The 23,444-nt window shown below is 70.6% G+C and carries 19 protein-coding genes and 3 pseudogenes; 11 read left to right on the top strand and 11 right to left on the bottom strand.

Features of this window, described 5'->3' with window-relative positions:
- The first annotated feature begins 756 nt into the window (after positions 1 to 756).
- Positions 757 to 1,578, top strand: coding sequence for an IS5 family transposase (locus tag C6376_RS02620; protein WP_254075816.1), 822 nt, complete (start codon positions 757 to 759; stop codon positions 1,576 to 1,578).
- Here the strand turns inward: C6376_RS02620 and C6376_RS02625 are convergent.
- On the bottom strand, positions 1,505 to 2,062 hold the full coding sequence (locus C6376_RS02625) for a hypothetical protein (RefSeq protein ID WP_216825569.1): 558 nt from the start codon (positions 2,060 to 2,062) through the stop codon (positions 1,505 to 1,507). The genes C6376_RS02620 and C6376_RS02625 overlap by 74 nt on opposite strands.
- A 157-nt stretch (positions 2,063 to 2,219) precedes the next feature.
- On the opposite strand from C6376_RS02625, the gene C6376_RS02630 reads away from it, so the two are divergent.
- The 3 genes from C6376_RS02630 (at position 2,220) to C6376_RS02640 (ending at position 3,762) form a co-directional block, all read left to right on the top strand.
- A protein-coding gene (locus C6376_RS02630; RefSeq protein WP_107441902.1) for an IS5 family transposase occupies positions 2,220 to 3,037 on the top strand; the annotation gives its coding sequence in 2 pieces (ribosomal slippage) (positions 2,220 to 2,562 and positions 2,562 to 3,037; 819 coding nt in all).
- Positions 3,038 to 3,174: 137 nt separating this feature from the next.
- Positions 3,175 to 3,372 (top strand): hypothetical protein, encoded by a 198-nt coding sequence (locus C6376_RS02635; protein ID WP_107448734.1) that lies wholly within the window; start codon positions 3,175 to 3,177, stop codon positions 3,370 to 3,372.
- Between the two features lie 24 nt (positions 3,373 to 3,396).
- Entirely contained in the window at positions 3,397 to 3,762 is a 366-nt protein-coding gene (locus tag C6376_RS02640; protein ID WP_254076326.1) for a type II toxin-antitoxin system death-on-curing family toxin, read from the top strand.
- 197 nt (positions 3,763 to 3,959) lie between these two features.
- Here C6376_RS02640 and C6376_RS44950 read toward each other — a convergent pair whose 3' ends face one another.
- Positions 3,960 to 4,154, bottom strand: a complete 195-nt coding sequence (locus C6376_RS44950) for a hypothetical protein (protein WP_254075817.1) — start codon at positions 4,152 to 4,154, stop codon at positions 3,960 to 3,962.
- Positions 4,155 to 4,477: 323 nt separating this feature from the next.
- Between C6376_RS44950 and C6376_RS02650 the strand changes: the two are divergent.
- The 3 genes and pseudogenes from C6376_RS02650 to C6376_RS44955 form a co-directional block, all read left to right on the top strand.
- Positions 4,478 to 5,289: pseudogene (locus C6376_RS02650) on the top strand (transposase family protein); the annotation flags it as partial.
- Positions 5,290 to 5,596: 307 nt separating this feature from the next.
- A complete protein-coding gene (locus tag C6376_RS02655) occupies positions 5,597 to 6,337 on the top strand; it encodes a hypothetical protein (RefSeq protein WP_107441910.1) in 741 nt (246 codons plus the stop codon).
- Positions 6,338 to 6,568: 231 nt separating this feature from the next.
- Positions 6,569 to 6,673, top strand: a pseudogene (locus tag C6376_RS44955) (IS5/IS1182 family transposase); the annotation flags it as partial.
- 57 nt (positions 6,674 to 6,730) lie between these two features.
- On the opposite strand, the gene C6376_RS02660 reads toward C6376_RS44955, so the two are convergent.
- Both C6376_RS02660 and C6376_RS02670 read right to left on the bottom strand, forming a co-directional pair.
- Positions 6,731 to 7,210, bottom strand: a complete 480-nt coding sequence (locus tag C6376_RS02660) for a hypothetical protein (RefSeq protein ID WP_107441911.1) — start codon at positions 7,208 to 7,210, stop codon at positions 6,731 to 6,733.
- Between the two features lie 432 nt (positions 7,211 to 7,642).
- Positions 7,643 to 8,026 (bottom strand): hypothetical protein, encoded by a 384-nt coding sequence (locus C6376_RS02670; RefSeq protein ID WP_107441912.1) that lies wholly within the window; start codon positions 8,024 to 8,026, stop codon positions 7,643 to 7,645.
- Positions 8,027 to 8,098: 72 nt separating this feature from the next.
- Between C6376_RS02670 and C6376_RS44960 the strand changes: the two are divergent.
- A pseudogene (locus tag C6376_RS44960) lies at positions 8,099 to 8,210 on the top strand (IS5/IS1182 family transposase); the annotation flags it as partial.
- Positions 8,211 to 8,234: 24 nt separating this feature from the next.
- Here the strand turns inward: C6376_RS44960 and C6376_RS44965 are convergent.
- The 3 genes from C6376_RS44965 to C6376_RS02690 all read right to left on the bottom strand — a co-directional run bounded on the left by C6376_RS44965 (position 8,235) and on the right by C6376_RS02690 (position 13,042).
- Entirely contained in the window at positions 8,235 to 8,882 is a 648-nt protein-coding gene (locus C6376_RS44965) for a hypothetical protein (RefSeq protein WP_254075818.1), read from the bottom strand.
- A gap of 163 nt (positions 8,883 to 9,045) precedes the next feature.
- Entirely contained in the window at positions 9,046 to 12,153 is a 3,108-nt protein-coding gene (locus C6376_RS02685) for a helix-turn-helix transcriptional regulator (RefSeq protein ID WP_107441913.1), read from the bottom strand.
- Positions 12,154 to 12,400: 247 nt separating this feature from the next.
- Positions 12,401 to 13,042, bottom strand: coding sequence for a hypothetical protein (locus C6376_RS02690; RefSeq protein WP_107441914.1), 642 nt, complete (start codon positions 13,040 to 13,042; stop codon positions 12,401 to 12,403).
- A 429-nt stretch (positions 13,043 to 13,471) separates the two neighbouring features.
- On the opposite strand from C6376_RS02690, the gene C6376_RS02695 reads away from it, so the two are divergent.
- Both C6376_RS02695 and C6376_RS02700 read left to right on the top strand, forming a co-directional pair.
- Positions 13,472 to 14,122 carry a dihydrofolate reductase family protein gene (locus C6376_RS02695; RefSeq protein ID WP_107441915.1) on the top strand — a complete coding sequence of 217 codons (651 nt, stop codon included), beginning with the start codon at positions 13,472 to 13,474 and terminating at the stop codon, positions 14,120 to 14,122.
- 347 nt (positions 14,123 to 14,469) lie between these two features.
- The gene (locus C6376_RS02700) at positions 14,470 to 15,300 is read left to right on the top strand and encodes a hypothetical protein (protein ID WP_107441916.1); all 831 of its coding nucleotides are present in this window, start codon (positions 14,470 to 14,472) and stop codon (positions 15,298 to 15,300) included.
- Positions 15,301 to 15,445: 145 nt separating this feature from the next.
- Here the strand turns inward: C6376_RS02700 and C6376_RS02710 are convergent, their stop codons facing one another.
- From C6376_RS02710 to C6376_RS02720, 3 genes are all read right to left on the bottom strand, one after another.
- Complete coding sequence (locus C6376_RS02710; protein WP_107441917.1) at positions 15,446 to 16,546, bottom strand: LacI family DNA-binding transcriptional regulator; 1,101 nt, start codon at positions 16,544 to 16,546, stop codon at positions 15,446 to 15,448.
- Between the two features lie 259 nt (positions 16,547 to 16,805).
- Positions 16,806 to 18,662: a glycoside hydrolase family 35 protein gene (locus tag C6376_RS02715; RefSeq protein WP_107441918.1), complete on the bottom strand. Its 1,857-nt coding sequence runs from the start codon at positions 18,660 to 18,662 to the stop codon at positions 16,806 to 16,808.
- Between the two features lie 305 nt (positions 18,663 to 18,967).
- Positions 18,968 to 20,140 carry a sugar MFS transporter gene (locus C6376_RS02720; RefSeq protein ID WP_173985852.1) on the bottom strand — a complete coding sequence of 391 codons (1,173 nt, stop codon included), beginning with the start codon at positions 20,138 to 20,140 and terminating at the stop codon, positions 18,968 to 18,970.
- A 408-nt stretch (positions 20,141 to 20,548) separates the two neighbouring features.
- Between C6376_RS02720 and C6376_RS02725 the strand changes: the two genes are divergently transcribed.
- Positions 20,549 to 21,964 (top strand): acyltransferase, encoded by a 1,416-nt coding sequence (locus C6376_RS02725; protein WP_107441919.1) that lies wholly within the window; start codon positions 20,549 to 20,551, stop codon positions 21,962 to 21,964.
- 286 nt (positions 21,965 to 22,250) lie between these two features.
- Here C6376_RS02725 and C6376_RS02730 read toward each other — a convergent pair whose 3' ends face one another.
- Positions 22,251 to 23,384 (bottom strand): Ku protein, encoded by a 1,134-nt coding sequence (locus tag C6376_RS02730; protein WP_107448737.1) that lies wholly within the window; start codon positions 23,382 to 23,384, stop codon positions 22,251 to 22,253.
- Between the last annotated feature and the right edge of the window lie 60 nt (positions 23,385 to 23,444).

Consider the following 23,444-nt stretch of genomic DNA (forward strand, 5'->3'; position numbering starts at 1 on the left):
TTTCAAGAGCGGAGCGTAAGAGACGACACTGACAGGCCAACCCGACGATGGCCAACTCCGGAGGCCACCTACAGCTACCGCGAGGAAGGTCGGCACCTCCTGAGAACACCGGCTCAGGCCCGACTCCAAGCCTGGCGATGACAAGCGACGCCGTACACCTGCTCAGCCGTCAACACCCCCGAAAGCGGTGCCGGTGCCGCTATCTGACGCTCCTGGTACACGCGCACGCTGAGCTGTGTGGCGACCGCCTTTAGGGTCAAGAACCTTGCTGGTCAGAGGCCATCCACAAAGCCAAACCCTGATTGTGCTCCGGAGCCGTGCTGACGCTCCAGCAGCGCCCCCTGCTCGCGCTCCGGCCGGTAGTGGGCACGTGGCTAGCCGCGCTCACGGAGCGCCGATCGGTCAGAGTCGCGACAGCATGCCAGCGACTTCAATCAGACGACTGGCACGACCAACCCAGGGGGCCTTACCAAGCCCAACACTTAGAAGCCGTATGCCTATCGATCATGAGCGCGGTTCTGATCGAACGGGGTCCCAGGTCGAGTGATCTTGGCCGCGCGGGCGCATGAAAGCAGGACCTCCGGTGCAGCACGAGGGTTGCGAAGCCAACTCGAGCGCCAGGAGGCCCTGTTGTCCCAGTCTTGCGTGACGGACCTGTTCCCGTCCAACTCCCGCGTGTCGGCGTGCGATTGCCTCGCTCACCGGTTCGGGAACGCGGCCGACCGCCCGGAGAGGGCGCCGGTGTATCCCTCCGACATGACGGATGAGGAATGGGCGGTGGTGCGCGACGCGATGCCGGTCCCGGCCTGGCTGGAGGGCCGGGGCGGACAGCCGGAGGGCTACTGCCACCGGCAGATGCTGGACGCGATCTTCTACGTCACCGACAATGGGATCAAGTGGCGCTCCCTGCCTGTCGATTACCCGGCATGGGACCGCGTGTACGCCTACTTTCGCAGGTGGCGACGGGCGGGCCTGGCCCGGGAGTTCCACGACCGGCTGCGCGGAAGGGTCCGTGAGGCCGAGGGCCGTCAGCCAGAGCCGACGGCAGCGATCATCGACTCGCAGTCGGTGAAGGGCGCCTCCTCGGTGCCCGCCGCCTCACGCGGCTACGACGGCGGCAAGAAGATCAACGGAAGGCGCCGGCACGTCATCACGGACAGCATCGGCCTCGTCTTGATGGTGCTGGTGACGGCCGGACACGTGACCGACCGGCAGGCCGCCCGCGTCATGCTGCCCCATCTGCGGGCGCGGTTCCGCACGATCACGCTGGTGTGGGCCGACGGCGGCTACACCGGCTGCCTGGTCGACTGGGCGAAGGAGAAACTCCAGCTCACGCTGGAGATCGTCAAACGCAGCGACGACATGAAGGGGTTCGTGGTGCTGCCGAGAAGGTGGGTGGTCGAGCGCACCCTGGGATGGCTGATGCGCTCGCGGCGCCTGGTGCGCGACTTCGAGACACTGCCCGCCTCCAGCGAGGCGTTCATCTACTTCTCGCAGGCCATGCTCATGAGCCGCCGTCTTGCCCGGACAGCCTCCCGGCCCCGGCAGGAGCGGTCACAGTGGACTGCCGCGGCGTGAACCGTCCAGACGGCGACACCGCCAGCCAGCCCCGCTCGGCCAGGCGCCTCGCCTTGGACCGCACCCCCTCGATCTTCGCCGGCACCAACTCCAGCCCCAGCCCGGACGCGATCTCCTTCGCCGGCACCCCCTCACCGCCTCCCGGACCGGACTCCACCACCTCCACGATCCGCCGGTAATCCGGCGCGAGCGCCTCCACCGTCGTCCCCTCCCCGAAGTGCGGCACGATCGACCCCGCAACCGGGACCTTCACCGCTGTGGTCTCCGGCACCGGTTCTGGCGCCTCCCGCACGGCCGCATCCGCCGCATCACCAGGGGCGGCCAGGGCCTCGGCCAGCTCCGCCCGAGCGATCGCCCGGCGTTCCAACACCGCCTCGGCCGCGGCGAGTTCGGACAAGATCCGGTCCGCCTCCACCTGAAGTTCCTCCACCCGCACCCGGGCAACGGCCTCCCGCTCCTCCAGCAACCCCATCACCGACGCCACCGGCCACCTCCGCATCATCCAGGACGAACTGATCGCCCGAACGCTCCCACGACGACACCGGAACCATGCCTGAGCAGCGGAAACTCAGTGATCACATCCGGAAAGACAACGGCTTCTTAGACGGTGTCCTACGTGGTGATCGCTCGTTGGTCTGTTCATGGGGCGGGGTAAGTGGAGTTGGATTGTTCCGGACGGCTTGTGGGAGCTCGCCAGGCCGTTGATTCCGGAGGACCGGGTGCGGCCGCAGGGCGGTGGAACGCCGAACGCGCCTGATGAGACGCTGTTCGCGGCGATCGTCTATGTGCTGGTCAGCGGGTGCGCCTGGCGGGCCCTGCCGCCGTGCTTCGGGATATCGAAGTCGACGGCCCATCGCCGATTCCTGATCTGGTCGCGGGCCGGGGTATGGGGCCGGCTGCACGAGGCGGTCCTGCATCGGCTCGACGACGCGGGCCTCATCGACGTCTCCCGCGTGGTGCTCGATTCCGCCCACGTGCGGGCTAAAAAGGGGGCAGACACACAGGTCCGAGCCCCGTGGACCGGGGCAAGCCGGGTTCCAAGATGCACGTTCTGTCGGACGCGAACGGACTGCCCCTGGTCGTCGGCGTCTCCGCCGCCAACGTCCACGACAGCGAAGGGCTGAAGCCCATGGTGGCCGGTCACCAAACGAGACACGACCCCCACAACGGCCGCTACTTCAAGCCTCAGCGCCTACACGCGGACAAGGCCTACGACATTCCCCACCTACGGAAATGGTTACGGGGCAAGCGCATCGGCGTGCGTATCGCCCGCAAGGGCATCGAGTCCAGCGAACGCTTGGGCCGACGAAGGTGGGTGATCGAGCGCACGATCTCGTGGCTGTCCGGCTACCGCAGACTCAGCCCTCGCTATGAACGCGATCCACGCAACTACCTGGCCTTTCTCGGCCTCGCCGCAGCAATGTGCTGCTACAAGCGATTCGTCCGCCTCACCACGTAGGACACCGTCTTAATGCTCATAAGCCTCTGACCTGCACATTCTCTGACTTTCTTGATCATTTACCAGCGATGACGAGGCTGGGGGCTTGACGGCGGTGCTATTCTGGTACCAGAACAGGTACCGGATGGGAGTTGACCATGCCTGCACTGAACGTCACTTTCACTGACGACGAGATGGCCACGCTCCGCGACCAGGCAGCGAAGGAGGATGTCAGCATGAAGACACTGGCGCACGATGCCGTCTTGGCTGAGGTCCACCGACGCAAGGTGACCGCTGCCGCCATCAGGACTGCCCGTATCTCCGCAGGCCTGAACGAGCGCCTCGCCACTAAGTAGGGGACCGTCGCCATAACCGAGTACCTGGACGCCAATGACGTCATCCAGATCGCGGAAATCACTCTTGGTGGCCGTGTTGGCGTACGCGATTGGGGGCTGTTGCAAAGCGCCGTCGCTCGCCCTCAGGCCAGCGTGTTCGGCGAGGATGCCTACCCAACGCTCTTCGACAAGGCAGCAGCTCTGCTGCACTCTGTCTCCAGCAATCACAGCCTGGTAGACGGGAACAAGCGCACTGGGTGGGCATCAGCCGCCGTCTTCCTACACATCAACGGGCATCCGCTGAAGGAACCCCTGGACGAGGACGCGGCTGAGGAGTTCGTGTTGGCAGTGGCTCAGTCTCAGTTGTCGAACCCGGAGATCGCCAACCGCTTGAGGCTATTCGTTGCTTAGCACAGGAGTCGAGCGCCGCCCTACCAAGCCTCGACACACCTCCGACACACCAAGCACCACCACACCGCCCCTATCTATCTCCACCGCAGGTCGGAACAGCCCTGCGGTGTGATCAGCACGATGAGCATTTTCAGTGTGACCACCTATCAGGTGACAGCTCAGGCGCCTCTGGCGTCAAGCACTTGCCGGGGAGGCAGTCAGTTGAAAGCGTCGGTCATGCAGTCCACCAGGCAGTCGGCGGCCTCATAGCGCTGGCGGAGGGCGGCAGCCGCTTCTTCGCGCCCCACGAAGAGGTACCCGTAGTGCCGGCGCGCCACCCTGGTCACGTCTCCGACCGTGACGATGGCCGGTTCGCCGTGTGCGGCCCGTCGGCGCGCTCCGGCGATTGCCATGTCCGCAGAGCGCAGCAGGTTTCTGGAACGATCCCGGATCACCGCTGCCTGGACGCGTTTCGCCGAGAGGGGACGCAGGACATGTCCTCTCCAGACGTAGCCGGCGGCGACAAGGATGAGACCGAGCGCTACGAACAGGAGTCCGCCTGGGGCGTGAGGTCGCATCTATCCAGTCTTCACCACTCGCGTGGCGATCGTCATGCCCGCGTCGGCCGCCGATTGTCGGAGCGACCTGGTGTCAGTGGGTCCATGCGTAACGCACGAGGCTCCCGTGCCGTTGAAGGAGGTGTTCGAAGTCTCAACCCACAGGCACAGGAGCCGCGTTGGTTCCGTATTCTGCCGCACTCGACCTGCCTCACGCCCTGGTCGAGTGGGTCACCATGCTCATCGTCACCCGCGAGGGTGACCGCCGCTGCAAGCTCCCACCGCACCAGCGTCCCCTGGTCGGCCTGGTGTACCTGCGTCGGCATGACACCCTCGCCCAGTTCGCTGCCGGGTTCGGCATCTCCGTCGGCATCGCCCACGCCTACACGACAGCCGTCGTCGACCTGCTCGCCGACCGGGCTCCCGGCCTGCTGCGTGCTTTGCGCGAGACGGACCCGGACTACGTCCTGCTCGACGGCACCCTTGCCGCGTGCGACCGGGTCGGCGACATCTGGGCCGACTACTCTCACGCGTCACCAGCAGCCTGATACTTCAGCAACCCTGATGACCGCAGCTTGACGCACACAGGGGCATCAAGCACCGTCGACACGGGGTGAACGTGCAGGTGGTGACCGACCCCGCCGGGCGGCTGCTGTGGATCTCGCCGACGATGCCCGGCCGCGCGCACGATCTCACTGCGGCCCGGGCCCACCGAATCATCCGGATCTGTGAAGGCCAGGGCGTCCCGATCCTCGCCGACCGCGCCTCCATCGATGCCGGCCCGTGGGTGACGACACCCCTCAGACGCCGGCCGGGCCGTGACCTCACCCCGACCCAGCAAACCATCAGCCGAGCGCTGGCCACGGCACGGGCACCGGTCGAACGCGGCGTCGCACGACTGAAATCCTGGGGGATCCTCCGCAAGTCCCGGTGCAGTCCGAATCGAATGTCGTCAATCTCCGCGGCCGTGCTCACTCTGGAGCGGCAACGCCGAAAGACCTCAATCACTCCGGAGCCGTGTGTGCAGGTTCGAATCCTGCCGGGGGACCTTGCATGAGGTGCCCAAAGACCCCGCCACCAGCGCTTTCGCCGAGGACGGGGTCTTGGCGTCTGTGCAGGCGGATGTCGCTCGGAGCGGCCGTATGTCGGGGTCGGTGGACGAGGCATGGCCCCGATGTTGAAGCATCGCCGCAGGTCGCCGACTCCTTTCCGACCCGGGCTCGCCTTGCATCCGAGACAGGGAGGCCGGCACGCCCCAGCCGTGAAGTCCGCAGTCCTCGGCTGCTTAGATCGCTGGCATGACGAACTGGTCGCAGCTCCACCACGCCTACGGCACGGCAGAAGACATCCCCGGTCTGCTCGACGCGGTACGCCAAGCCCCGAACGATTCAGACTGGACCGAGCTCTGGTCCCGACTGTGCCATCAGGGCACCGTCTACTCGGCAAGCCACGCGGCGTTGCCGGCCCTACGAGACCTGGCGCGCCAGTGGTCGCCTGCGGACAGACAGGCACCACTCTTGCTGGCCGGCGCCATCGCGGCCAGCACCGACCAGCCATACGGCCAGCAAGATCCCCACGTGGCCTACGCCTCGGAGATGTCCGATCTGCTGCACCTGACCGAGGAAGCCCTTCGGGATCCGAGCCTCAGCGATGACCCCGGAACCTATGTCTACTTGCTCGCCGCACTCCTCGGCTTCGAGGATGTCGAAGTTTGGGGCGAACAACTCGACGGCCTGAACGATGACGAGTACGAAGTGCCCTGCCCCGCGTGTAGCGCCGAGAACTTCATAGCCTTCGGTGAGTACGGCTTCTTCTCGACCACAGACAGCATGTACATGAACGAGGCCGCCGCAAAGAAGATCCCCCTTCAGCCTGCAGACTCCTCAGCGCTGGAGGGACTTGCCCAAAGACTGCACAGTCGCGCGCTCGCCGACAACCAGGCCGATGTCGCGGGCAAGTTGACCTGTCTTTTCGGTAAAGCGCAATGCGCCGAGTGCGACGCTGTCTTCAGTGTCGCGGATGCCGTTGCGACCCGCTGAAACGGGTGACCCACCTCCGGCAGGGATGACTGACCCCTCGCTGAGACCTGTTTGAGATCTGCCGTGTCCTGGTGACTATGGGTTCTTTGGGTTTTGGGTGAGTGGTGACAGGGGTGGGTCTCCGTCGGACCTGACTGACGATCAGTGGGCGCTGGTGGAGCCGTTGCTTCCGCCAGCGCGGATGGGGCCGAAGGGCGGGCGGCGGGAAGTCTTGGGCGGTCGAGCGGAACCTCATGGATCACCGCCCACGGGCGCCTCGAGCGGGACTACGAGACCAGCCCGAAGCGCTCGGAGACCATGATCCGCTGGGCAATGATCGGCGTGATGATCCGTCGGCCGGCTAGGGGCCGAGCAGCAGTCCGGAGCGGCCCGCGACCTCTCACCAGCTCGGGCTCAGGTGTCGTAGTCGCCGTTCCAGGGAGCGTAGAAGCCCAGGCCGTCGGGACAGAACTCGGCCCGCACATCGTCGTCGCCTGCCTCGTCGTCCTCGTCCTCGCCTTCCTCCAGGACCAGGCCGAACAGGGCTCCCTCGAACCGAACGGCGAACGGTGCGATCGCGATGTCCTGGTACTGCCGCCCCGGCAAGGCGTCCAGCCACTCAGCAAGTAGCTGCCGGGCTGCAGCGATCGCCTTCTTTTCGCCGTCTGCTGTGGTGCCCGTGAACTGGATGAGCGAGTCCAGATGCCGACCGGCCCCGTCGAACTGGTGGAGCACAGCGCACCAGCGCTTCTGAACCTGCCAGTCGTCGCCACTCCAGCCCTCGGGGAACGCAGCAGTCACCGATCCGAAGAACTGGCCATCCTGCCACCGCCCTATAGTGCGCGTACGGTGGTCAGGCTCATGTCTGATCGGGATGACCTCGGGAACGTTCATGCGCGAACCGTAGGTGCTGCCTGGGACAACGAGCGATGGCGTCGCGACGTGCCGGCTGCCCAATGAGATCTCGAACGCGGTCTGGGACGGGCTGGCTCAGGCCTGGCCCCAAGCCTGTCGATGGCGAGCAACGCCGTACACCAGCTGGACCTGTTCGGGCGTCAGCACCCCTGAGAGCGGCGCCGGCAACAGCGCTCAAGCACCCGTGCTACTCGATTGGCCTCCGCCCGGCTCTGGCGTGCGTAGGGCGTCGGCTTTCCGTGGTCGACCTTCACGGAATCGTCGCCGACCCGTGCGGCCCTTTTGTGGCGGTGCTTTGTGTTGATGCCGAACACTTCGCCCGGCCCGATCGGCAAGTGATCGACATCCACCCTGTCAGCTAGGAATTGCCCGTAACTGCTGGTCACAGTGAGCCGGTGGCGCCGGTCGACATCAGCCGAAGAGGAGGTCGACGTCCTTCTCGATGCAGAGCCGCAGGACGACCACCAACTGGCGGACGTCGTCGAGGTGTCGTTGGAGGAGCGGGGCGATGCTTCCCTCTTGCGGCTGGTCGGCGATCTCCTGCAGGCGGGGCAGGACTGCGGCGCACTGGATCGGTGTCAGGTCGGGGCCGTCGTCGTCGGGATGATCGAGGAGTGGTGCCAGGGTGGTGGAGACCTCGTTCCAGGGGCGTTGTCCACCGAAGCCGTCCATCTCCTTCAGTTCGAACCCCTCGGCCTGCGCCAGCCACCGCCGGAACACTCCGAAGCCGGTGTAGGACCAGGACACGTCCGGGCTGCTGGTGTCGTCGTCTCCTGGGAACAGAACTGGCCCCACGTGTCCTCCTCGTTGACCGAGCCAACAGGATCGGCCTGAGAAACAGGCGAGGGCAACTGAAATGATCTCGCCGTGGCTGGTGTGATCACGGCCGTCGGAGCCCTCCTGGACAAGCCCGCTCACTGGGTTGAGCCTGCGTCAGTTCAGCGAGTCGATCGGCGCGTTGCGTCGTGAGGGTGCGGATCCGCCCGGGGGCCGGAGTCGGTGATCAGGCTTTCGTCGCCTCCGGCGGCGTGAACGGGCCGGTCACGGGGGCGGCGCACTTGTCGACGACGGTCTGGTGGGCGGCCGCGGAGCCGTCCAGGCAGAGCCGTCCGCCCTGGTCACGCAGGTCGAGGAAGAACCGCGTGGTCGTGCCGGACTGCTTGAGGTCGTGGATGCGCTCGTCGATGTAGCCGAGGTCGTTCAGGATCTTCCTGACCTTGGCGGGGGTGGGATCCGCCAGGTCCCAGAGCGCCCGGGCGATGCGCTCCTCGTGGAGGTTGCCCGCGCACCAGTCGCGAGCGTTCAACTCCACCTCGGGCCCCGCCGTGGGGGCGATCGGCTCGACCGCGTCACTCGGCGGGGTCTCCCCGGGCGGCGCGGTCTCCGCCGGACCGGACGGCGGCGCCTCCGGCGGAGCGCTCGGGGGGCACTGCCGCGCGACCTTGCCCAGCATCTCCGTGAAGGCCACGCCCGTGGTGGATCCGGCGGTGTCGGCGAGGTCTCCCCGCGTTCCTTCGGCGCCCGTCCTCTCGGTGCCACAGGCGGCGAGCGCCAGAATTGCCAGAGCCGCCAGAGCCGTCGACGTGAGCGCTTGCCGCGGGCGGCGCGGGGAGCGGGCGGTCGTGCCGGTCGGTGCAGAGGTTCGTCTCATACGCCAAGTCTCCGAGCAGGCCGCGGCGACCACGTGAGCACGCGTACTCACCTGCGTAGGAGTACTCACTCAATATTCGACACGCGATGAACGAACTCGGGCGGGACGAGGCGGCCGGCGCCCGGAAATTGGGCAGGAAACACCACATCCGATCGCGCCCGGCTCACGATCCGACGCCGAGGCCGATGCGGGTCATGAGGCGCGTCAGTGCCGAACGGGACGGCACGGCGAGCTTGCGATAGACCGACGACAGGTGCGTTTCGACGGTGCGTCGGCTGAGGTGGAGCCGGGCGGCGATGTCCTGGTTGCTGAGGCCCTCCGCCAGCAGTCCGGCCACCTCGACCTCCCGTGCCGTCAGTCCCGCCAGTTCCGCCGGGACCGCGGGTGACCGGGGCATGACCTCGGGGCGGATCAGCTCGGCCAGGTCCACGAGCAGACGAGCGCCGCCGGCGAGGGCGATGCGGTGGGCGCGGTGCCACAGGGCGGCGGCGCGCTCGCCCTGGCCGCTGCGCCGTACCAGGGGCGCCGCGCGGAGCAGAGAGTACGCCTCCCACAGGCGCTGGCCGCAGCGGGCGTACTCCTCGGCGGCCGCGACGAGGAGGCGAACGGCCTTGTCCGTGTCGCCGCGGTGCTCGGCCAGTGATGCCTCGGCTCGCCGGGCGGCCGCGCGCTGACCGTCGAGACCGAGCCGGTCGGCCTCGCGCGCCGCCTGTGCGGCCCAGCGTCGGGCCTGGTCGAGGTCGCCCGTGGCGAGGGCCGCGCCGGTGAGTGTGTCGAGCTGCCCGGGACGGATCGACGGTTGCAGCAGGGGGAGTTCGCGGCCCCCGCCGGCCGTCGTGATGGCCTCCTGAGCGCGGTGCGCGTCGCCGCTCACGAACGTCGTGTGCCCGAGCATGCACCACGCCAGGGCAGGCCACCAGCCCTTGCTCCCGCTGGTCGCCGCGACGGCCTCCTCAGCGGTGGCCAGGGCACTGACGTCCCCGAGAGGACGGCACAGCAGCAGCACCAGCGTCTTGATGGCGAGGGTGAACGCCAGAAGGTCGGGGCTGCCCGCTGCCCGGGCGAGCGTCTCCGCCTCCTCGGCCGCCTCCAGCGCGGACGGCAGACGGCAGGTGGTGAGATGCACGAACGCCCTGCTCGTCAGCAGGTGCGGCAGGACGTGGAGCCGGCCGCCGCGCCGGGCGATGTCGAGCCCCCGGCTGAAGTGCCGTTCGGCGTCGTCGTAGCGCTCCAGCAGTACCTCCGCCCAGGCCAGCCAGCTCAGCGACTCGCACAGGTCGGTGAGGCCGGGGTCGGTCAAGGCGTCCGTGAGCCGGGACGCGGCGTCGGTGAACCGGACGGCCGCGGCCGTCTCGCCCTCGTACGCCTCACCCAGGGCGGCCAGGGCGAGGGCGGCCGCCTCACCCGCGCAGTCGCCGCATGCTCGGGCGAGAAAGACGGCTTCCGTGACGTCCGCGCGGGCCTCGGGATAGGACGCCGTCAGCAGGGCGGACATGCCGAGGGCGAGCCTGAGGGAGACCGCCTGCCCGGGTGACGGGCTCGGACTACGGGACAGCTCGCGGCGCAGCAGAGCGGTGGCCTCCGGGGAGTGGCCGAGGTGCCGTTCCATCACGGCACACCAGGCGACGGCCTCCGTGCGCAGCGGGAGCAAATCCTGGCCCGACGTCTCGATCAGGTGGTGCAGCAGATCGCGGCTCTCGCGGAGGCTGCCGCTGACGCCGAGCGCCCGGGCACGCGCCAGTGAGAGTTCGCCTCGGCGCCGGTCGTACTCGGGCGTGTCCGGCAGGTGCGCGAGGACGACGTGCAGCAGGTGGGCGGCGGTGGCCGGCGCGGTCGATGCGCACTGGGCGGCGGACTCCTCCAGCACGGCGGCTGCGTCGGCGTCCCAGCCGGTCATCGACCGTGCGACGTGGTGGGCCCGCTCGGTGGCGGGAGCACCGCTGCGGGCCAGTGCCCGCGCGGCCCGACGATGAAGCCCGGCACGCCGCCCCGGCGCGATGTTCTCGTAGACGAGGGCCCGCACGAGCGGGTGGCGGAGCACCCATCTGCCGCCCGGCCCGGCGCGCAGCACGTCCCGCGCCGCCAGTGTGCGGATCTGCTCCATCACGTCCGTCACCTCCATCACGTCCGTCACCTCGGTCGGCTCCGTGACCTGAGTGACCCCCGTGGTGTCCGCGCCCGCTGTCGACTCGGTGACCCCCGTGTCCCCCGCGCCCTCTGTCGGCTCCGTGACCTCCATCGGCTCCTTGAACCCGTTCGGCCCGGCCGTCTCCTCCCCTTCCCTCGTCCCAGCCGTTCTCGTCTCTGCCTTCTGCCTCTCCTCCGCCTCCGTCGTCTCCCCGGGTGGCAGGCCGATCGCCTCGGCCACCATGGCGGGTGTGGCGTGAGCGCCCAGTGCTGCCACCGCCTCGGCGACTCGGCGTTGTGGCGCGGTCAGCGCGGTCAGCTCGTCGAGCAGCAGGACCGCGAGGCCGTGGGGCACCCCGACCTCGTCCGTCGAGTCGGACCGGGTGAGGACGCTGGGCAGTCGGGCTCCGCCCCGGTACGCGTGCAGCAGGGCGAGCAGGTAGAAGGGGTTGCCTTCGCTGGCGGCGTACAACTGCTTCGCCTCGCGCCCGGGAACGCCGGCGGCCAGTGTCCGGATGGACTCCTCCTCGGGGAGCGGGCCCAGTGCGAGGTGCAGGACGTCGCCGCCGCCGGTGCCGCGCGCCAGGGCCGCGGTCAGGGACGTGGGGGTCTGCCGGGCCCGCCGTGCCACGACCAGGAGGACTCGGCCGCGGGCGGGGTGCCGGATCAGGTGATCCACGAGTTCCCGTGACGCGGGGTCCGCCCAGTGCAGGTCGTCGATGGCCAGGACCACACCTCGCTCGCCCAGACGGGTGAGGAACGCGCTGATCGCACGGTGCAGTCCGAAGCGGGCGACGGCGCCCGGGTCGGACGTGCCGCCCGGCACCGCTTGCCCGATGCCGTGCAGCACCGACTCCAGTTCGGGTAGCGCGGGATCCGCGGCGATGACCCCGGGGTCGACGTCGGCGAGCGCGTCGGCGAAAGCCTGGTAGGGGACGTCCTGTTCGTACTCCGTGGCGCGGCCGCGGAGCACCACGAGTCCGTACCGGCGGGCCCTGGCGCAGACTTCGCCCAGCAACCGGCTCTTTCCGATGCCGGGCTCGCCGGCGATGTCGACCACCGCCGGTGCGTCGGGCAGGTCCGGGCCGGCCAACAGGGCGTCGAGCCTTACGAGTTCCGCTGTTCTGCCCACCAGTTGTGTCACGCTCGCGCACCCTGCCCGCCCAGTCGGTCCCGGTTCCCCTCAGCCCATCCTAGAAGGGGCTACTGAACACATATCGGGTGACATGTATCGAGCTCGGTCGCGGCGGGGTGTCGCGGCTCCGTGGGGTGCGGTGCCATGGGGTGCGGTGCCATGGGGGTGCGGCTCACCGGCCTGCGGGATGCGGCCGCAGTGGGGTGCGGCTCACCGGCCTGCGGGGTGAGAGGTGTCGGGGTGCGGGTGGGGGCGTCTACACGTCGGTCCCGACGGTCGACAGGGGGATGCGGAGAGCGCGGTGCAGTCGGGCGGAGGTGTCGATGTCGAGGCCCAGCCTCGCGTGGCGCAGGGATCCGCTGTGCTGACCGATCAGGGTCAGGTCACGCACCTGCCGGTGCAACTCGGCGATGAGCATTTCGTCAGGGTCGACGGCGTTGCTGTCGCCCGTGGGCGAGCGCTCGCCCGTGGGCAAGCGCTCGCCCGCGTTCGCGCGCTCGTGCGCGGCTTCGACGGCGCGGCTGCTGACCACCTGGATCGGATCGCCCGCGCCGAACAGGTAGGCCACCGCGGTGTGGAGCACGGCGGCCGCGGCCGGCCCGTCGGCGTCACCGGGGCCGGCCTGCCCGTCGTTGTGGCAGTACTCGCTCAGCAGGTGCTCACCCAGCCCGTGCTTGATCTCTCCGAACGCCGACATATTGCCCAACGCCGCCTCCCACAGGGCGTTGAGCGTCGGTCGGAGACCGAGGGCGTACTCCGCCTGCTCATGGGCCGGCAAGGCCTCCTGGGCCCTCATCAGCCGCTCGGCCACTCCGACGGCGAACACCACGCGCTCGTCCGGGGACGCGGCGGCCAGCCGGTCCGCCACCTCGGCCTGCAACTCCTGCCAGGTCGTCATCCGTGCCCACCCCAGTCGTGACCGATCACCTGACGACGACCCTAGTGCCGTGGCCACGATCAGCGCGGCCTGCGTCGCGGTCGAGCAGCGCGGATGTGCGTCGCGGTGGAGCGCGCGGTGGACCAGCGCGGTCGGGCAACGAGGTGGAGCAGCGGCGGACGGCGCCCCCGTGGCTCACCGGACGGGCGCGTTCCAACCGGCGACGGTCGCCCCGGTGACCTGCGGTGACGCCCCGGGCGGGGTTTCACCGGGTCGGGACGCGGCCCGTGTTCTATCGTGAGGTGAGAGGGAGTACCGGTGCGGTGTCCCGGTACCGGGCGGGCGACTCGACCACGAAGCCGATGCCGTCGCGGCGATGAGTTCGCCCGGGTCCACAGGTCTACCTGCCGACCGAGACGGACGAACCTCGTGACTCATCGGGAGCATGGCATGGGCCTCATCGACATCGAGATGTTCGCATCACTGGACCTCGTCGCGCAGTCTCCCGGCGGCCCGGACGAGGACCCGGAGGGGTTTCCGTTCGGCGGTTGGCAGGCGCCGCTGTCGGACGAGGTCGCCGGAGCGCAGATCGCCGCCGCGTACCAGGGCACGGACGCCCTTCTGCTCGGCCGGCGGACGTACGACATCTTCGCCGCGTACTGGCCGCACCAGGAGGGCGGCGTGGACAACGAGATCGCCACGCTCTTCAACAGCGTCCCGAAGTACGTCGCCTCCCGCGGCACGCCCGACCTCTCGTGGGCGGGTTCGACGCACCTCGGCCCGGACCTGCCCGGTGCGGTGCGTGAGATCCGCGACCGGCACGAGCACGTGAAGGTCGTCGGGAGCCTGGACCTGGTGCAGACGCTCCTGCGGGAGAGGCTTTTCGACCGTCTCGACCTCTGGGTGCACCCGATCGTGCTCGGCGTCGGGAAGAAGATGTTCGGCAGTGGCGCGGTGCCCATGAACCTCACCCTCCTCGAACCGCCGGCGACCAGCCCGAAGGGCACCGTGTACCTGCGCTACGGACTTGCCGAAGGCATGCCCCGGACGGGGGACATGAGCGCACCCGACCGCGGCCTCGGCCACGGCCACGACGACTGAAGCCGCGGCCGACTTTCCTCGAGCCTTCCCGTCCGGGCCTCGAGGCGAGACGCGAGACCTCTTCCGCGCTGGCCCGATGGCAGGGGCGGTCGGGCTCCGGATGTGCGGTCATGCTGTGGAGACGTCACAGAGGTCGTCCACGGCGAAGCCCGGGGCGGCGGCGTGGACCGACGCGAGGGGGGCGGGGTGTCCGGCCCGGGGGCGGGGTGTCCGTCGTTTCCGTCGGCGGACCGTGGCCGGCGAACCGCGCGGCCGTCGTGCGCGTCTCATGCTTTCGCAGGGGCGGCTTCCGGTGGTGCCGCATGTTCTGGTTCACGTGCGCTGCGGCGTCGTGCGGGAGGGTGGCCATGGCGTTGGCGATGTGCCCGTTGTGCAGCGACGATGAGGACATCGAGCTGGTCCGCGGGCTGGAGGGTGGGCGTCGGCTCGTCCGGCACCGGTGCGGTTTCGAGTGGGAGCACGGCGCACTCGTCGAGCCGAGGAAGCAGCCTCCCCGCTCCTTGGTCGACCTCAAGGCGCGTTTCCCGAAAGCCGAGGACGTCGAGCCCGGGGTGCTGGAACGCGTCGACCGGCTCAAGGCCCGCTACCTCGCCACCCGGCCCGGCTTCGATCCCGACGTGGCGGCCTACTGGGAGAAGTACCGGAGGATCTTCTCCCGTGAAGGGCTGTACACGTGTGATCCGAGGGCCCTCAAGGACTTCGCGAACTCCGACGTCGGAGCGCACCCCGGCAACCAGGCCACGTTCAACAGCGCGTGGAACGTCCTCGGCGACGACGCGGCCGCCGAGTCGACCCGGCAGACCGTCGAGTACCTTCTCCACGGACCGGACGACGTACCCCGCGAGGACCGGCTGGACCACCTGCTGAGCGGTGCGAAGCCGTTCGCCATGACGGGCTTCAAGGAGGCCCTTCTCACCAGGGTGCTCTGCGTGGTGGAGCCGGAGCGCTTCCTGTCGATCCTCAAGTACACGACGGAGGCGGGCGGCAAGCGCGAGATCGCGCGGATCGTCTACGGACTGGAGCTGCCCGCACCGGAGTCGGTGAACTGGACCCTCGGCCGGCTCGTCTTCTGGAGCAACGACCTTCTGCACACCCTCGCCGGCGACGGGTTCGCCAACCAGCAGCACGCCGCCGCGTTCCTGTGGTGGGCGAAGGACCGGATCCACGATCCCGCGTGAGCCGGCGGCCGGTCGCCGGCCGCCGGTCGCCGGTCGCCGGTCGCCGGTCGCCGGTCGCCGGTCGCCGGTCGCCGGTCGCCGGTCGCCGGGACAGCCTCCCGCAAGCCCGTAGGCCAGCAAGCCCGTAGGCCCGGAGGCCCGCGCATCAGACGGTCGGGCGCGGGGGCGTTCGGCGGGGCGGGGCAGTCGTGCTGTGGCGCACCCGTAGGTCGACCGGGATGAGGGTGAGGGAGGGCTCCGGCGCCCGGGAAGGCTGGGGCGGGGTGTCGATCCGGGCCAGGAGGACGCGCAGGGCGATGGTGCCGATGTCGGTGAAGTCGGTGCGGATCGTGGTCAGCGGGGGAAGGAAGTGGGCGGCTTCCGGGATGTCGTCGTAGCCGACCACGCTGACGTCCTCGGGGACGCGGCGGCCCGCCTCGTGGAGGGCGCGCAGAACACCGAGGGCCATCTGGTCGTTCGAGACGAAGACCGCGGTCAGGCCAGGGTCCCTCGCCAGTTCGCGGCCCCGGTCATAGCCGGAGTCCGCGCTCCAGTCGCCGATGAGGGGGACGTGCACCTCGGCCCCCGCAGCCTCGAGTGTGGCGCGCCAGCTGTCCGCCCGGCGGTCCGCCGACGTCCAGCCCGCCGGGCCTGCGAGGTGGCGGACCGTGGAGTGGCCGAGGGAGAGCAGGTGCCGCGTCGCCTTGCGGGCGCCGGTGCGCGCGTCGGAGGTGACCATGGGGGTGCCGTCGCCGAGGTCGTTGTCCATGACGACCAGGGGGGTGTCGAGGTGGGCCTCCGCGAGGGCGCGCGCCAGACGGACCTGGGGGGCAATCGCGATCACGCCGTCCGCGCCCTCCGCCGACAGCCGGTCGGCGGCCCGCACCACCGTGTCCCGGTCCGCGGTGTCCAGCGCGATCGAGCTCACCAGGTAGCCCGCCTCCTGCGCCGCGGTGTTGATCGCGGTCAGGGTCGAGGCAGGGCCGTAGCGGGCCGCGTCGAAGGAGATCACGCCGAGCATGCGGGTGCGGCCGCTGGCCAGCGACCGGGCGCTGCTGCTGGGGCGGTAGCCCAGCGCGCGCATCGCCGTCCGGACCGCCTCCCTCGTCTCGGCGCGGACGGCCGGGTGGTCGTTGAGCACCCGGGAGACCGTCTGCTTGGAGACGCCCGCCAGTTTCGCGACGTCGTCCATCACCGGGCGGGCCCCGGCGAAGTTGCGTCTGCTGCGTCCCCTGGGCGCCGGGCCGTCGGCAGCGCTACCGGTCATGGTGGGGGCTTCTTCCTGTGGACTGGCCGGACAGGGCGGCGGGGCCCGGGCGCGGGCCGGGGGTGGGGAGGGTACCGCTTGCGGGGGCGGGCGTGTCCGGGCAGTCGTGCTGGACCGCCCGGCGGATCCACAGGATAGGCCGGGCGGCGTTCGGGCGGACGGACGGGTGAGGGGCGGACGGACGGCGGAGCCGGCCGAGGACGTGGGGCGGTCGGAGGAAACGGGGTGGTGTGGGGCGGGGCGGGGAAGGCAGGACGGGTCAGGGGCCTGTCGGGCCCAGGTCGGGGACGTCGGTGAGGTGGGCGTCGGACGTGGTGGCTCCGTGCAGTTCGAGGAGTACCAGGTCGTTGACGCCGCTGCGCAGGACCGGGGCGGGGACGTAGAGGGTGCGCTGAGGGCCGCGGTTCCAGTAGCGGCCGAGGTGGAAGCCGTTGATCCAGGCCTGGCCCTTGGTCCAGCCGGGAAGGGACAGGAAGGCGTCGGCCGGGATCCGCACGTCGAAGGTTCCGTGGTGGAACGCGGGACCGGATGAGGCGAAGGCCTCGGGGACGGGGACCCGGGAGGTGAGGGTCCCGGGGGGCGCGCCCTCGGGGTCGGCGGCCTCCGGGTCGACGGTCCCGGGGTCGGCGGTCTCGGGGGTGGAGGGGGCGGCGGTCAGGGTCGTGGTGGAGGGGGCGTCCTCGAGCGGGAGGGCGTGGCAGTCCCAGTCCTGAAGGGGTCGTCCCATGAAGGTGACCGGGCCCAGCAGGCCCTTCGGGACGCCGATGCGGGGCCCGTAGTTGACCCGGCCCATGTTCTCCACGAGCACGTCGAGGACGGCGTCCGCGCGCGGGACGTGGACCGGCAGGGTCTCCTCGTAGCGCTCGCGCTCCAGGACGCCGGCCGGGGCGCCGTCCACGAAGACCTGGGCCCGGTCCCCCACTCCTCCCTCGAAGTGGAGCAGGCCGTCCCCCGGGGTGGGGACGGTCGTCCGGTACAGGGTGTAGCCGGCGCGCCGGCCCATGTCGTCGGCGGAGACCGGGTCCGTGGCGCGGACCGGGCGGCCGGCCGGCGGGATGAGGGGCCTGCGGTGCGTCAACCGGACCGTGGTCGGGGGGAGTTTGGGCGAGGGGGCCGGAACCGGCTCGTCCGGGACCGGAGCGTGGCGGGCGATGACCTCACGGAAGGCGTGGTACTTCGGGCCCGGGTCGCCGCTCTCGGTGAGCGGGGCGTCGTAGTCGTAGGAGGTGACGGTGGGCACGTAGGCGTGATGGTGGTTGGCGCCGTTGGTGTAACCGAAGTTGGTGCCGCCGTGGAACATGTAGATGTTGACGGAGGCGCCCGCGGAGAGGAGCCGGTCCAGGTCGGCGGCGGCGTCCTCGGCGTCCCTGCCGTGGTGCGGGCCGCCCCAGTGGTCGAACCAGCCGATCCAGAACTCCGAGCACATCAGGGGGCCTTCGGGCTGCGCCTTGCGGAGCCGGCGCAGCGACTCCTCCACACGGCTGCCGAAGGTGCCGGTGGCGAGGACGCCGGGCAGCGTCCCGTTGCCCAGGTGGTCGCCGGCGGTCTGGTCGCAGGTGAAGAGCAGTTCCTCGACGCCCCGCGAGCGCAGGGACTGCTCGAGGTGCTCGAGGTAGGCGATGTCGTCGCCGTACGCGCCGTACTCGTTCTCCACCTGCACGGCGATGACGGGGCCGCCCGACGCGGCCAAGTACGGCAGGAGCGGCGGAAGCAGGAGGTCGAGGTAGCGGTCGACGGCGTCCGTGAAGCGCGGGTCGCTGGTGCGCAGGCGGATGTCGGGGTCGGTGGTGAGCCAGTGGGGCAGGCCGCCGCCGTCCCACTCCGCGCAGATGAAGGGGCCGGGGCGGAGGAGGACGTGCAGGCCCTCGGCCGCGGCCAGCCGGAGGAAGCGGGGCAGGTCGAGCAGGCCGTCGAGGACCAGGGTGCCGGGTTCGGGCTGGTGGAGGTTCCAGGGGAGGTACGTCTCGACGGTGTTCAGGCCCATGAGACGGGCCTTGCGCAGCCGGTCGGCCCACTGGTCGGGATGGACGCGGAAGTAGTGCATCGCCCCGGAGAGGATGCGGAAGGGCTCACCGTGGAGGAGGAAGCCGTCGGAGGTGGTGGTGAGGGCGGGCATGAGGTCCCTTCGGTGGGGTGGGGCCTGGGGGTGAGTGGGTGAGGCGTGGGACACGGGTGGGCGTGGATGAGGCATGGGGCGGGCCTCCCAGGGGGTACCTGCGGGGGCGGGGCGCGTGTGGCTGGAGGGCGTGCAGGTGGTAGGCGTGCAGGTGGAGGGTTGAGCCTCGCTTCGCCTCGCCGTCGCGATCCGCTCCCTCTGCTTGAGCGGCAGCGGATGTGGGGGCGGGTACGGATCCGGCAGCGGAAGCCGCTGCTCTACGGATGCGGGGGCGGGTACGGATTGTGGGTGCGTTCCGGGTTTTTTCAGGGGGACGGGCGGCGGGTCGTCCGGGTGAGCCAGAGGGTGGCCGCCAGGCAGGCTGCCGAGACGGCCGCGAGGATGAGGGGGACGGCCCGGACGCCCGACCACTCGATGATCTTGCCGAGTGCCGGGCCCGCCGCCACGCCGCCCAGCATGGACGCGGCCATGACGATCGCGCCTGCCCGGCGGGCGCCCGGTGCGACCCGGCTGAGCCAGGGCAGGCCGGTGGGGAAGATCGGTGCGATGAAGAGGCCCACGCCGGCGTAGGCGTAGGGGGCGACGTCCGGGATCGCCGCCAGCAGGAGACAGGCCGTCATGCCGGCGCAGGAGACCGTGATGATCGTCTGGGCGGAGAGGCGCAGGGCGATCGGGGCGGCCAGGAAGCGACCGACGGTCATCATCAGCCAGTAGACGCTGGTAGCGGTGGCGGCCGCCCCCGCGCCGTAGCCGACGGACTCCAGGTGGGTGGGTTCCCACCCGCCCACACCTGCCTCGATGCCCACGTGAAGGACGTAGAGGGTGACGAACACGGCGAGGACGGAGCGAAGGGCCGCCCCTACGGGCGTGCCTGCCCCGGTGTAGGGGGCTCGGGCCTCCGTTTCGGCGGACGCGGTGTCGGCGGACGCGGTGTCGGCAGATGCGGGCTGGGGGGCGTGGTCCCTGACGCCCCGCAGGCAGAGCAGCAGGGGGAGGTTGGCGAGGGCGAAGACCAGGAAGAGAGCCGGGTAGTGCTCGGAACCGACAATTCCGATCAGGGCCGGCCCCAGGATCGCGCCGACGCCGAAGTGGGCGTTGAGGATGTTGAGCATCGCGGTGGAACGGCGTCCGAAGCCCGTCGCGAACAGTCGGTTGAGGCCGTAGTCGATACCGCCGAAGCCGATGCCGGCGAGAAGGGCCGCGAGGATGGCGAGGGGCCAGTCGGGGGCGAGCGCGAACCCTGCGGCCCCGGCCGCCATCAACAGGTAGGCGACGGCGAGGATCCTGCGGTTGCCGGTGCGTCCGAAGCGGCGGTCGAAGAGGAGGACACCGGCGACCCCGCCCGCGAAGTGGGCGCTCAGACCGAGGCCCGCGGCGGAGGGGGAGAGTCCGAACTCCTCGCGGAGGGCGGGGATCGACGGCCCGTAGAGGGCCTGGAGCACGCCGATGAGCACGAACCCGAAGCAGGACGCGACCACGGCGGACGTCGTGAAGACGGGGCCGGCCTCTGCGGTGCCGGGGCCGGCCTCCACGGTGCCGGGGCCGGCTGCGGCGACGGGCCCGGCCTGGGCGTCGGCGACGGGACCCGCTTCGGCGGCGACGAGCCCGGCCCGGGTGGGCGACGGGGAGTCGGTGGCCGGGGCGCGCTGTGCCGTGGGGTGGTCGGTCACGCGGACTCCAGGACGGACGGCCCACGGCGTCGTGGGGTGCGGTGTGATGCTCCGACGACCGTCGATGTTACCGGTAACATGCGGGGCGTCAAGAGCGCGGCGGAGTCCCGCGGAACCGGCCCCGGCGCTCGGTGCGGGGAGTCGTCAGGGCACGGCTTGGTTGCGACAACGCGGTCGGCCTGTAAGGGAGTCGGCGACGGCGGCAGCATGCGGGGCATGAGCCGAGACCGGTACGTCGACTTCCTGCGAGCCTGGGCGATCCTGCTCGTGGTGCTGGGGCACTGGCTGATCACCGGGCTGGTCCGGCACCCGGACGGGACCCTCACCGCGCCGGAGATGCTGCTCGCACTGCCCTGGACGCAGTGGCTGACGCTGGGCTTCCAGATCATGCCGCTGTTCTTCCTGGCCGGCGGACACGCCGCCGGTGGCTCCTGGGCACGGAGCCGGGAGGCCGGCGCGAGCGCCGCCGGGTGGGTGGGGCAGCGGGCGGTGCGCCTGCTGCTGCCCACGGCCGCGTACAGCGGTCTCGTGCTGCTCGCCGTCGGCGTGTGCGCCCCGCTCGGCGTGGATCCCGCCACCCTCGCGCTCGTGGGATGGGCGATGGCCATGCAGTTCTGGTTCCTGCCGGTGTACCTGCTGCTCAGCGCCCTGACGCCGACGCTGTACGCCCTGCACGAACGGTGGGGCCCGCGCGTGCCCGTGGTCATGGGCATCGTCGGGTTCGGCGTCGGCGTGTTCGTCGCGGCCGTCGGGTCGTCGCGCTCCGTACTCGTCGAGGCCGTCGGGGCGGTGAACTACCTGCTCGTGTGGGGCGTCGTCTACCAACTCGGCTTCTGCTGGCGGGAAGGGCTGCTGACCGGCCGCGGGTGGCGGGCGCCGGCCGCTCTGGCGCTGGGCGGCGGGGCGGTGTTCGCCGCTCTTGTCGGACCCGGGCCGTTTCCGGTCGGCCTCATCCTGGTGACGGGCCAGGAGCTGAGCAACACCGATCCGCCGTCGGCAGCCCTGCTGGCCTGGGCGGTGGCGCAGGTGGGGGTGGCGCTGTGGATCGCGCCGGCCGTCCGCAGGGCGCTGGAACGGGAGCGGGCAGAACGGGCGGTGCGGGTGCTGGGGGCCGGCAGCATGACGCTCTACCTGTGGCACATGCTGCCCGTACTGATCATCGCCGCCGCGTTCTACCTCACCGGCCTCGCCCCCGAACCCCGGTACGGCTCGGCCGGCTGGTGGGCCTGGCGCGTGCCGTGGTTGCTGGTGCTGGGGACGGTTCTGGCCGGGGCGGTCCGGGCGTTGCGTCCGCTGGAGCGAAGGCTGGCCTCCGTGGAGAGGGCCGTCCGGCCCGACGCCGGGCTGCGCGAGGCGGCGGCCTGGCGCGTATGGGCGGGGCTCGGGGTGAGCGTCTGTGCGCTGACCTACTTCGCGGGCCACGGTTTCGCACCCGGAGGCGCGTTTCCCGCCCCGGCGGCGGTGGGGCTGGGAGCGGGCACGGCGCTACTGGCCCTCCCCCGCCGGGGCGGCGACCCGCACGGCGTGGACGACACGGAGGGCGGGAAGGACCTGGGCGGCGACGAACGGGAGGGCCCGGGCGACATCGGCCACGACCCCGGGGACGACGGGGAGTTGCAGCGGGTCGTCTGACGGACGACGCCGGCCCGCCGATCGCGAGCTGCGCGACGACACCGGCCCGGCCGGTCGCCAGCTGTGGAGGGACGCCGGCCCGGTCGGTCGACGACCTGTGGGGGGCCGGGCCGGTCGCTAGGTGTGGGGGCACGCCGGAGGGCTGGTCGTGGGAGGCGGGAGGGTGCCGGCCCGGCCGGCTGGTCGTGCGCGGTGCCGGCCCAGCCGGCCGGGCCGGCCAAAGGCGCGCCGGGGGCGGAGCGGGTGGTCAGGCCGGTCGGAGGCGTGCCGACGCGGGAACGGGTGGTCAGGCCGGGCGCTTGCGGGGCGTCGCCTTCTTCGCCGTCTTCTTGGCCGCCGTCTTCGCGGTCGTCTTCGCGCTAGTCCCGGCCGTCGCCTTCTTCGCCGTCGACGTCGTCGTCGTCTTCTTCGCCGCGCTCTTCTTGGCCGTGCTCCCGCTCGCCGTCGCCTTCTTCGCGGCCCGGGTGGACTGCGCCGTCGACTTCCGCGGCGCGGCCGTGGACTTCTTCGCCGTCGACGTCGACTTCTTGCCGCCCGTCTGCTTGGGCGAGGCGCCGGCCGACTTGCGCTGGGGCAGACGTCTGACCTCAGCCTTCTCGGCGGCCCCCGGCTCCTGTGCGGCGTCCGACGCCTCACCACGCGACTCCTTCGCCGCCCGGACGCTCTTCTCCAGGGCCGCCATCAGATCCAGTACCTTGCCGCTGGACGGCGCGACCGGGGCCTCCGGGGGCGCCTCGCCGGCCGCCTTCGCCGCGACGACCTCCTCCACCGCCTCGCGGTACTCGTCGTGCAGGTCCGCCAGGTCGACCTCGCCGAGGGTGTCCATCAGGGCGTCCGCGAGGTCCAGTTCGTTGTCGCGGACGGTGACGGAGGTGTCCGGGGCGACGCCCTCCGGCGCGCGGACCTCGTCCGGCCAGAGCAGGCCGTGCATGGCGATCGCCTCGCCGACCACGCGGAGCATGCCGAGGCGCTCACGGCCGCGGAGGGCGTACTTCGCGATCGCGACCTTGTGGCTGCGCTTCAGTGCCTCCCGGAGCAGGGTGTACGGCTTGGCCGCCTGGGCGCCGCCCGCCTGGAGGTAGTAGGCGGCGTCCATCTGGAGCGGGTCGATCCGGTCGGCCGGCACGAAGGCCACGATCTCGATGGTCTTGGCGGTCGGGAGCGGAAGGTGGGACAGGTCCTCGTCGGTGATCGGGATGATCGTGCCGTCCGCGTCCTCGTAGCCCTTGCCGATCTCCGCCGACGTCACCTCGCGCTCCTCCAGCTCGCAGACCTTGCGGTAGCGAATGCGGCCGCCGTCCTCCGTGTGGATCTGGCGGAAGGAGATCGAATGGTTCTCGGTGGCGTTCACCAGCTTGATCGGGATGCTGACGAGGCCGAAGGAGATGGCGCCGTTCCAGATGGATCTCACGTGCAGCACCTTCCGGCCGAGCGTGGATGACATGAGGTGGTATAAGGCGTTTTGTGTGATTCTCATGGT

The organism is Streptomyces sp. P3 (genome assembly GCF_003032475.1).
GTDB lineage: Bacteria > Actinomycetota > Actinomycetes > Streptomycetales > Streptomycetaceae > Streptomyces.